Genomic DNA, 8,784 nt, shown 5'->3' with positions numbered 1-8,784 from the left:
AGAAAAGGAGGTAGATGTTTTGAGTGAAGGTGAAGTTGTTCAAGTAATCGGCCCAGTTGTCGATGTCAAATTCCCGCTTGACAAAAATCTGCCTGATATTGACAATGCTTTGCGCGTCGTTAAGTCGGACGATGAATCTGTTGTTCTCGAGGTAACACTAGAGCTTGGCGATGGTGTTTTAAGAACAATTGCGATGGAATCTACCAATGGTCTTAGACGCGGAATGAAGGTTGAAGACACTGGTGGCCCTATTTCAGTACCGGTTGGTAATGATACTTTAGGACGTGTCTTTAATGTTTTAGGTGAGCCTATTGACAATGGCCCTAAATTTGCAAAAGATCACCCTCGTGACAGTATTCATAAGAATGCTCCTAAATATGATGAACTAACAACGAGTCAGGAAATCCTTGAAACTGGTATTAAGGTGATTGATTTACTTGAACCTTATGTCCGTGGTGGAAAAGTTGGATTGTTTGGTGGTGCCGGTGTTGGTAAGACGACGATTATCCAAGAATTAATTCACAATATTGCCCAGGAACATGGTGGTATTTCAGTTTTTACTGGTGTTGGTGAAAGAACACGTGAAGGTAATGACCTTTACTTTGAAATGAAAGCATCTGGAGTTTTAAGCAAAACTGCCATGGTCTTTGGTCAAATGAATGAGCCTCCTGGTGCCAGAATGCGTGTGGCACTGACAGGATTAACGCTGGCAGAGTACTTTAGAGATGTTGAAGGTCAAGACGTTCTGCTCTTTATCGACAACATCTTCAGATTTACTCAAGCCGGTTCGGAAGTTTCAGCTTTGCTGGGACGGATGCCAAGTGCCGTTGGTTATCAGCCAACCTTGGCAACAGAAATGGGTCAGTTACAGGAAAGAATTACTTCTACCAAGAAGGGTTCTATTACTTCAATTCAAGCGGTCTATGTTCCTGCCGATGACTATACTGACCCGGCTCCAGCTACTACTTTTGCTCACCTTGACGCTACTACCAATTTGGAACGTAGTTTAGTTGAGCAAGGTATATACCCGGCTGTTGATCCGTTAGAGTCTACTTCCAGTGCTTTGGATCCTGAAATTGTGGGTCAAGAGCACTATGAGGTCGCTACTGGCGTCCAGCATATTTTGCAAAGATACCATGAATTGCAAGACATCATTTCTGTTTTGGGAATGGATGAATTATCTGACGAGGAAAAGGTAATTGTTAGCCGTGCTCGTAAAGTTCAATTCTTCTTATCGCAAAATTTCTTTGTGGCCGAACAGTTTACTGGTGTGCCTGGTTCTTATGTTCCAATTAAAGAAACGATTAAGGGCTTTAAGATGATTTTAGATGGTCATTTAGATGATCTTCCAGAAGACGCATTCCGTAGTGTAGGCCCAATTGAGGATGTTTTGAAAAAAGCAAAGCAGATGGGTGTAACTCCGAGTGATCCTGAAGCTAAAGCATTATTAGAAAAGTAAGGTGATGTCAAATGGCAGATCCAGAAAAACTTTTTATGGTAAATGTTGTAACTCCAGATGGTCTAATTTTTTCTCATCATTCTAGTATTGTTGAAATGCGTGCGATTGATGGTCAACGTTCAGTGATGTATAATCACTTACCGATTTTGACTCCGCTAGCAATAGGTGAGATTAAGGTTAAAAGAAGTCGAGAAATGAACAATATTGTTAACCATATTGCTGTTAGTGGTGGCTATTTTGAATTTTCAAATAATGTGGCTACCATTATTGCTGACAGTGCTGAACGGGCGAATAATATTGATGTTTCTCGGGCAAAAGCAGCTAGAGAACGTGCTCAAAATGCACTGAAAAAAGCCCAGGCTGCTCATGATCAACGATCACTTGAGAGGGCACAGGTTGCACTTAGAAGAGCCGTCAACCGAATTAGTGTTTACAATTCAGTTAAATAGATTTAAAGTTTTAAGCGGATGCACTGCTTTTGTGTGTCCGCTTTTATTGTAACTTAGGAAAAGTGGAAAAGAATATGTTTCAACTTGGCGTTCATGCTTTAATTAGTATAGTAATTTATTTAATTACGATTGGTTTGTCTTTTCAGATTATGAAAAGTGTTCGCATTGAAAAGATAATTCGTAAGAACAGGATATTTGAAGCACAGCTGCTACTAATCTTTGCTGCAATTGCTTTAGGCTTTCTAGTGGGTAATTTCTTTATTACATTAATTGATACTTCATTGCAGTTAAGTAATTTCTTTTAAGACTTGGTAAAGCGGATAAAGTCGCCGACAAACTTAAAATCTTTATGGTAAAATATACATTGAAATATGATGGAGGATTATCGTGGCACGAGATATAGGAATAGATTTAGGAACAGCAAATGTGCTCATTAATGTTTCTGGTAAAGGAATTGTCTTAAATGAGCCTTCTGTTGTTGCTGTTAATACAAGTACAAATAAAGTAGTAGCAGTTGGTACAGAAGCCTACAAGATGGTAGGAAGGACTCCGGGCAACATCCGTGTGATCCGACCTTTAAAAAATGGTGTTATCGCTGATTTTGATATCACAGAAGCAATGCTGTCTTACTTTATTGAAAAATTAAACGTTAAAGGCTTTATGTCCAAGCCAAATATTTTAATTTGTGCTCCTACTGGAGTAACATCAATTGAACAGAAGGCAATTATTCAGGCTGCAGAAAAATCGGGTGGAGGCAAAGTTTACCTAGATTTTGAGCCTAAAGTTGCTGCGGTAGGTGCAGGACTTGATATTTTCAAACCTCAAGGCAACATCGTAATCGATATTGGTGGTGGTACTACTGATATTGCTGTTTTATCAATGGGTGAAATTGTTACCAGTCAATCTTTACGTTATGCTGGAGACCATATGAACCAGGCAGTTGTTTCTTATATTAAGAATAAACATAACTTGTTAATTGGCTCACGCACTGCGGAACAGATTAAAATTGAGATTGGAAGTGCTTTTGAACCTGATAAGAACGAAACTATCACTGTTCGTGGTCGTGATGTGGTTGATGGTCTGCCAAAACAGGCTACTGTTACTGCGCCTGAAATTCAAGAAGCTCTTCATGATGGCTTGATGACCATTATTGCCGCTACTAAAGAGGTTTTGGAAAAGACCCCACCGGAGCTTTCTGCGGATATTATTGACCGTGGAATTATGCTGACAGGTGGTGGAGCATTGCTTAAGAATATTGATAAGCTAATTTCTTATTATCTTAAGGTACCAGTATTAACGGCCGATCATCCACTTGAAGCTGTGGCACTTGGGACTGGAATTTTGCTTAAGAATATTGAAAAACATCAGCGTCACTGATCATGGGAGGCTAGATTTGCGTAAAATTTTGATTTGTTTGGTTAAAATCTACCAGAAGTTTATTTCTCCTGTTTTACCAAAATCGTGCCGATATTATCCGACGTGTTCGACTTATATGATTGACGCTTTAACTAAATTTGGTCCTCTTTTAGGACTTATTATGGGAATCTCACGTATATTACGCTGTAATCCTTTTATGCGCGGTGGTGTTGATCCGGTACCAAATAAATTTACAATTTTTCGCAATCCGCATCCAGAACAATATGAAGATGAGATTATTGCAAAAAAGTTCCATCCTAATACAAAATAGGAGTATTTATGTCAAAAAAACCAGAAAATATTAATGTGGAAATTAATGAAATTAAGGGTAAACAAAACCCAACCTGGGAAGTAGTAATTCCTCAGAAAAAATCTATTGGCGTGATTGAAAAAATTGCTGGTCGTTATCGGGCTACAACTGGCAAAACAAATAGCGTCTTGTATGCAAAAAGTTTGGAAAGCAGTATTAATGATTTGCTTTCATACTTCGCTTTGCATGAAAAATAATAGGTTGTGATTGATTAATGGTCAAAGTACAAAATAAAACCAATCTGTTTGATCGAATTGCCTGGAATATTGTTGTCCCTGTGCTCATATTGGCAGCTGTGGGCCTTTATTCCATTTATTTTGCGGCAATTGATGATCCCAGTCATATGGGAAGCCCAGTTAGGGCGGTGGCAATGCAAGGATTATGGTATATTATTTCGATTGCCGCAGTTGCTTTTGTAATTCAATTTGACGCTGAACAGTTATATCGTATTGCGCCATATGTCTATGGACTCGGTATCTTACTTTTAATTGCGGTTTTGTTCTTTTACAACCGCAGTATAGCAGCAGATGCTGGCGCCAAAAGCTGGTTTAAGCTAGGGCCAATTTCTTTTCAGCCATCAGAAGTCATGAAGCCAGCTTTTATATTGATGCTGGCCCGGGTTGTGCGTGAACATAATGACAAGTTTACACATACGATTAAAAATGATTGGATTTTAATTGGTAAAATGTTGGCTTGGCTGCTACCGATTGCTGTGCTTTTAAAATTACAAAATGATTTTGGTACGATGCTGGTCTTCATTGCAATTGTTGGTGGCGTTGTGCTGGTGTCTGGTATTTCGTGGAAAATAATTGCTCCAATGTTTGCGGCTGTCTTTGTACTAGGGCTCGTAGTTATTTATATGGTTACTACACCAAATGGTCAATCTTATCTAAGTCATTTCTTTCAGCCTTACCAATTTAGACGCATTATGTCATGGTTGAATCCATCTAATGACACGTCAAAAGCTGCGTATCAATTGTGGCAAAGTATGCAAGCGATTGGTTCTGGGCAAATATTCGGCAACGGTTTTGGTAAACTAAGTGTTTATGTGCCGGTACGAGGCTCAGATATGGCTTATTCGGTGATAGGGGAATCATTTGGCTTCATCGGGAGTGTAGCAATCATTTTGCTTTACTTATACTTGATAGTGCAAATGGTACGGATCACTTTTGATACAAAAAACGCATTTTATTCTTACATTTCTACTGGTGTCATCATGATGATACTCTTCCATGTATTTGAAAATATTGGTATGAGTATTGATCTGCTACCATTAACTGGTATTCCATTGCCTTTTATTTCTCAAGGTGGATCAGCCTTAATTGGTAATATGATCGGTATTGGTATGATTTTGTCCATGAAATTTCATAATAAAGACTATATGTTCAGTCAAGCAGGCGACTTCTAATTTATTAATACACAAAAAGAGCATTTCAACTGAAATGCTCTTTTTTAATTACTCAAATTTTCGTTAGAGCGACAAACTAGCACATCACAATCTGCAGTTCTAGTAACATATTCGGTAACACTGCCGATTAATATACGCTCAACAGCGTTCAGACCTGTAGCTCCTAATACGATTAAATCAATCTGGTGCTTTTTAGGGAATTGGTGGGCGATAATTGCTTTAGGAGCCCCAAATTCAATTGAATAGTGAACCTCACTTACTCCAGCTTCTGTAGCCTGCTGGTAGTAATTTTGCAATTTTTCTTTAGCATCGTTTGATACTTGTTCAACCATTTCTGAATCAAAGCTAGAAACATTTTGGAAGGATCTGGTGTCAATGACATGTAAAATTTCCAAAGCAGCTTCATTTCGCTTAGCTGCAGCGACAGCTTTTTTAAAAGCTAAATCAGCTTCTTTTGAGCCATCAACTGCGACTTGAATACGGTGATATTGTTTCATCATTTAAAACACCTCTCTTACCACTATTTTACCAAACTTTAGTCCGGTTAATCATCCTTTTGATTAAGTAAAAGACTAAAAATTAGGATAGTAATGCTGCTAAGAATTAAAGTAATAAGATTTAAGTATTTATTTTTCTGGAAGACTAAAAATAAACCCAAAATAGTCTCTAAAATTAAAATAATAGCTGTCCAAGACATTAGAGAACTAAAATTAGAAATATTTTTACTATTGTATATTAGAAAATGGCTGTGCCGATTATGCCATAAGTAAAATGCAGTCAATAGCAATACTGCCAGGTAAATTAGAATAACAATTTTAATAGCCATAAAATCTCCAAACAAAAAACGGTCCGCAGACCGCTTTCTAAATTTCTCAAGAAATCCGAGTCGTCGAAACATAGCAAAACAATGCTTGTTGAACCCGCAGTGTTCAAAAAATGAGATGTATCGCAACGAATATGGATCCTATCTTTGAAGATAGTTTTCCGATTCGAAAGTTATTTACTATCTCACATGTCTTATGTTTGACCGGTCAACCTTATACAATTGAGCTAGTCGATCAACTCAGATCAACTATTATACTACTAAGCATCACAAGTTTTGTCAAGGCAGAAATATGAAAGGGTGCTTTTTCTTAGGCTAGCTTTTAAGCTCCTGAATGAATTAATTTTATCAATGTACTGATTATTTTGTGCAACATTAAAATAAAAGGGCTGATTTCAAAAAAATCTTCAGCCAGTATATACTAAAATATTTCCTATGGATAACTAATTATTTTAGTCCCTTTTTTTGCAGTTCATGCAAAGTTTCGTATTGTTTTTTAAATCCTTTTTCTATTTTAGAATTTCCTTTAGGCTGAAAATATCGTGTGCCAATGAGTTTATCAGGTAAATACTGCTGTGGAACCCAGTCATTCACATAAGAATGAGGATAAATGTAACCATTACCATGACCTAATTTTGCAGCACCACTATAATGTGTATCTTTTAAAGTAGGAGGTATATTGCCATAGTCCTTGTTTTTTACATCAGCCAAAGCCTGATCAATAGCACTGATTGCACTATTGCTTTTAGGCGATAGTGCCAGTTCAATTACAGCGTTAGCTAAAGGTATCCGCGCTTCAGGGAAACCGAGTCTCTTTGCAGACTGAATAGCTATTTGAGCATGCTGAACGGCTGCAGGATTTGCAAGGCCAATGTCTTCATATGCAATTACACTCAAGCGCCTGCAAATAGCTATTAAATCACCAGACTCAATTAGTCGAGCTAAATAATGCAAGGCTGCATCTGTATCAGAGCCACGAATTGATTTTTGAAAAGCAGAAACCAGATCATAATGTCCATCGCCCTTAGCATCGAAGTTTTGATTACGCAGCTGGATAGAATTGGCCATTTCATCTTGATCAATGATTAATTCTGTTTCATCTTTTTTACCGGCAGCTATCATTTCCTGTTTCGTTGAGCGGACTGCAAGTTCGAGACCATTCAATGTTGACCGTAAGTCGCCGTTGCCATTTTGCACTAATAATTCCCTTGCGTTTGAAGTCAATTTAACATTGTACTTACCCAAACCATGTTCACAATCTTTAAGCGCCCGATCAATTGCTTTATTGACATCATCTTTTGCCAGAGGCTTTAATTCAAAAATCTGGCAGCGGGAACGAATAGCGGGGGAGATTGCTATATACGGATTCTCAGTTGTCGCACCGATTAAAATAATTTGACCGGATTCTAAAAGAGGTAATAAAAAGTCCTGCTTGGTTTTATCCAAGCGATGAATTTCGTCTAGGAGCAATATTACCGTGCCACTCAATTTTCCTTCCGCGGCTACTTGCTCCAGCTGTTTTTTGCTGTCTGTTGCAGCGTTAAGCTGGCGAAAAGCATATTTGGTGGAACCAGCTATGGCACTGGCAATACTTGTTTTACCTATTCCCGGGGGACCGTAAAGAATCATCGAGGATAACATTTTGGCTTCGACCATCCGGCGAATAATTTTTCCAGGGCCAATTAAATGATCCTGACCGACTACCTCATCTAATGTTTTTGGTCTCATTCTGTAAGCTAATGGTTTCATTTAATTGTCTCCATGAAAAAGCCGATGCCAAAAACCAGCTTTTTTAGTTTTGTCACTAGTAAGTAATTCTTGGGGGATCTCGGGTGGATACACTTGACTTATTTCAATGCGCATTTTGTTAATTGCATTTGCAGCTACGACTAAGATTGCAGAGTCATTCGGACCCGTTTTTGCTGTTTCATTGTTAACGATAGTAAAAGAAATCTCGTATTTGCCACAACTTGTTTCCACTTGATCAACAATCTTATCGTGTAAATTGCCATTAATCAGGATATTGTAACCAATATAATCTTTAAAGTGGCGTAAAAATAGGTTGGCTAATTTAGGATCTTGCACTTCGGCATTGGTCATTCTGACTAAAACTCGTTCGCGAAGAGACCCTAAAAATCTTCTGCGCTCATCCGGTTTTGTTTGGGGTGTGATTCCTTGAGCAGCATTTGAAACTCTGGTATTTAAATCCTCTGTCATTGATTGGTACTCCCTTCGGGTAACAAAAACCCCTCTCCAAGAAGGAAAGGGGTTTTGTAAAAACATGGAAATTAAAGTAACTTGTTGTAGTATTCAACAACTAGAGCTTCATTAATTTCTGGTTCCATTTCATCACGTTCTGGAAGGCGAACAAGTGAACCTTCTACCTTGTTGTCATCAAATGAAACAAAGGATGGGCGGGATACAACTGCTTCAAGTGCATCCTTAACTTGTTGCAAGTTCTTTGACTTCTCCTTAAGACCAATGGTTTGACCAACCTTGACTTCATAGGAAGGAATATCAACACGTTTGCCGTCAACAGTGATGTGACCGTGGTTAACTAATTGTCTAGCTTGCTCTCTAGTAGTAGCCAATCCTAAACGGTAAACAATACTGTCTAAACGGCATTCAAGCAAAACCATAAAGTTAGTACCGTGTTCACCTTCACGGATCTTACCAGCACGTTTGAACAAAGTTCTAAATTGACGTTCATTTAAACCGTACATCCAACGTAGCTTTTGCTTTTCATGTAATTGTTCACCATATTCTGATAAACGACCACGTGAATTAGGACCGTGTTGACCAGGGGCATAGTTTCTGCGACTAAGCTCCTTGCCAGTACCTGAAAGTGAAATTCCTAATCTTCTGGAACGTTTCCAACTTGGACCTGTATATCTTGACATAAAATCCTCCAATAAAATC

12 protein-coding genes are annotated in these 8,784 nt (G+C 38.3%); 7 read left to right on the top strand and 5 right to left on the bottom strand.

The window, feature by feature from the left end; genetic code table 11:
• Positions 1-19: 19 nt before the first annotated feature.
• From atpD to Q0K80_RS09185, 7 genes are all read left to right on the top strand, one after another.
• On the top strand, positions 20-1,459 hold the full coding sequence (gene atpD / locus Q0K80_RS09215) for a F0F1 ATP synthase subunit beta (RefSeq protein ID WP_294605662.1): 1,440 nt from the start codon (positions 20-22) through the stop codon (positions 1,457-1,459).
• Between the two features lie 11 nt (positions 1,460-1,470).
• Positions 1,471-1,908 (top strand): F0F1 ATP synthase subunit epsilon, encoded by a 438-nt coding sequence (locus tag Q0K80_RS09210; protein ID WP_046324715.1) that lies wholly within the window; start codon positions 1,471-1,473, stop codon positions 1,906-1,908.
• A gap of 74 nt (positions 1,909-1,982) precedes the next feature.
• Entirely contained in the window at positions 1,983-2,213 is a 231-nt protein-coding gene (locus Q0K80_RS09205) for a DUF1146 family protein (protein WP_034981184.1), read from the top strand.
• A gap of 82 nt (positions 2,214-2,295) precedes the next feature.
• The gene (locus Q0K80_RS09200; protein WP_046324716.1) at positions 2,296-3,285 is read left to right on the top strand and encodes a rod shape-determining protein; all 990 of its coding nucleotides are present in this window, start codon (positions 2,296-2,298) and stop codon (positions 3,283-3,285) included.
• A gap of 16 nt (positions 3,286-3,301) precedes the next feature.
• Entirely contained in the window at positions 3,302-3,595 is a 294-nt protein-coding gene (gene yidD / locus Q0K80_RS09195; protein WP_294605658.1) for a membrane protein insertion efficiency factor YidD, read from the top strand.
• Positions 3,596-3,603: 8 nt separating this feature from the next.
• Complete coding sequence (locus tag Q0K80_RS09190) at positions 3,604-3,831, top strand: DUF2969 domain-containing protein (RefSeq protein ID WP_110445998.1); 228 nt, start codon at positions 3,604-3,606, stop codon at positions 3,829-3,831.
• Between the two features lie 17 nt (positions 3,832-3,848).
• Positions 3,849-5,042 carry an FtsW/RodA/SpoVE family cell cycle protein gene (locus Q0K80_RS09185; RefSeq protein ID WP_294605655.1) on the top strand — a complete coding sequence of 398 codons (1,194 nt, stop codon included), beginning with the start codon at positions 3,849-3,851 and terminating at the stop codon, positions 5,040-5,042.
• A gap of 44 nt (positions 5,043-5,086) precedes the next feature.
• Here the strand turns inward: Q0K80_RS09185 and Q0K80_RS09180 are convergent, their stop codons facing one another.
• The 5 genes from Q0K80_RS09180 to rpsD form a co-directional block, all read right to left on the bottom strand.
• Positions 5,087-5,542, bottom strand: a complete 456-nt coding sequence (locus Q0K80_RS09180; RefSeq protein WP_046324721.1) for a universal stress protein — start codon at positions 5,540-5,542, stop codon at positions 5,087-5,089.
• A 44-nt stretch (positions 5,543-5,586) separates the two neighbouring features.
• Positions 5,587-5,868: a hypothetical protein gene (locus Q0K80_RS09175; protein WP_294605652.1), complete on the bottom strand. Its 282-nt coding sequence runs from the start codon at positions 5,866-5,868 to the stop codon at positions 5,587-5,589.
• 444 nt (positions 5,869-6,312) lie between these two features.
• On the bottom strand, positions 6,313-7,614 hold the full coding sequence (locus Q0K80_RS09170) for a replication-associated recombination protein A (protein ID WP_294605651.1): 1,302 nt from the start codon (positions 7,612-7,614) through the stop codon (positions 6,313-6,315).
• Positions 7,615-8,082 carry a YueI family protein gene (locus Q0K80_RS09165; RefSeq protein WP_294605649.1) on the bottom strand — a complete coding sequence of 156 codons (468 nt, stop codon included), beginning with the start codon at positions 8,080-8,082 and terminating at the stop codon, positions 7,615-7,617.
• A gap of 71 nt (positions 8,083-8,153) precedes the next feature.
• A complete protein-coding gene (gene rpsD, locus Q0K80_RS09160; protein WP_046324725.1) occupies positions 8,154-8,765 on the bottom strand; it encodes a 30S ribosomal protein S4 in 612 nt (203 codons plus the stop codon).
• Positions 8,766-8,784: the final 19 nt, after the last annotated feature.

The organism is uncultured Lactobacillus sp. (assembly GCF_945290125.1).
In the GTDB taxonomy this organism is placed as follows: domain Bacteria; phylum Bacillota; class Bacilli; order Lactobacillales; family Lactobacillaceae; genus Lactobacillus; species Lactobacillus rizhaonensis.
This window is presented reverse-complemented; position numbering and strand designations above follow the sequence as displayed.

What these genes read in the sequence shown, in the direction of transcription:
- Q0K80_RS09210 (WP_046324715.1), top strand. Translation starts at nt 1,471, where the DNA reads ATGGCAGATCCAGAAAAACTTTTTATGGTAAATGTTGTAACTCCAGAT.
- Q0K80_RS09205 (WP_034981184.1), top strand. Translation starts at nt 1,983, where the DNA reads ATGTTTCAACTTGGCGTTCATGCTTTAATTAGTATAGTAATTTATTTA.
- Q0K80_RS09190 (WP_110445998.1), top strand. Translation starts at nt 3,604, where the DNA reads ATGTCAAAAAAACCAGAAAATATTAATGTGGAAATTAATGAAATTAAG.
- Q0K80_RS09185 (WP_294605655.1), top strand. Translation starts at nt 3,849, where the DNA reads ATGGTCAAAGTACAAAATAAAACCAATCTGTTTGATCGAATTGCCTGG.
- Q0K80_RS09180 (WP_046324721.1), bottom strand. Translation starts at nt 5,542, where the DNA reads ATGATGAAACAATATCACCGTATTCAAGTCGCAGTTGATGGCTCAAAA.
- Q0K80_RS09175 (WP_294605652.1), bottom strand. Translation starts at nt 5,868, where the DNA reads ATGGCTATTAAAATTGTTATTCTAATTTACCTGGCAGTATTGCTATTG.
- Q0K80_RS09170 (WP_294605651.1), bottom strand. Translation starts at nt 7,614, where the DNA reads ATGAAACCATTAGCTTACAGAATGAGACCAAAAACATTAGATGAGGTA.
- Q0K80_RS09165 (WP_294605649.1), bottom strand. Translation starts at nt 8,082, where the DNA reads ATGACAGAGGATTTAAATACCAGAGTTTCAAATGCTGCTCAAGGAATC.
- rpsD (WP_046324725.1), bottom strand. Translation starts at nt 8,765, where the DNA reads ATGTCAAGATATACAGGTCCAAGTTGGAAACGTTCCAGAAGATTAGGA.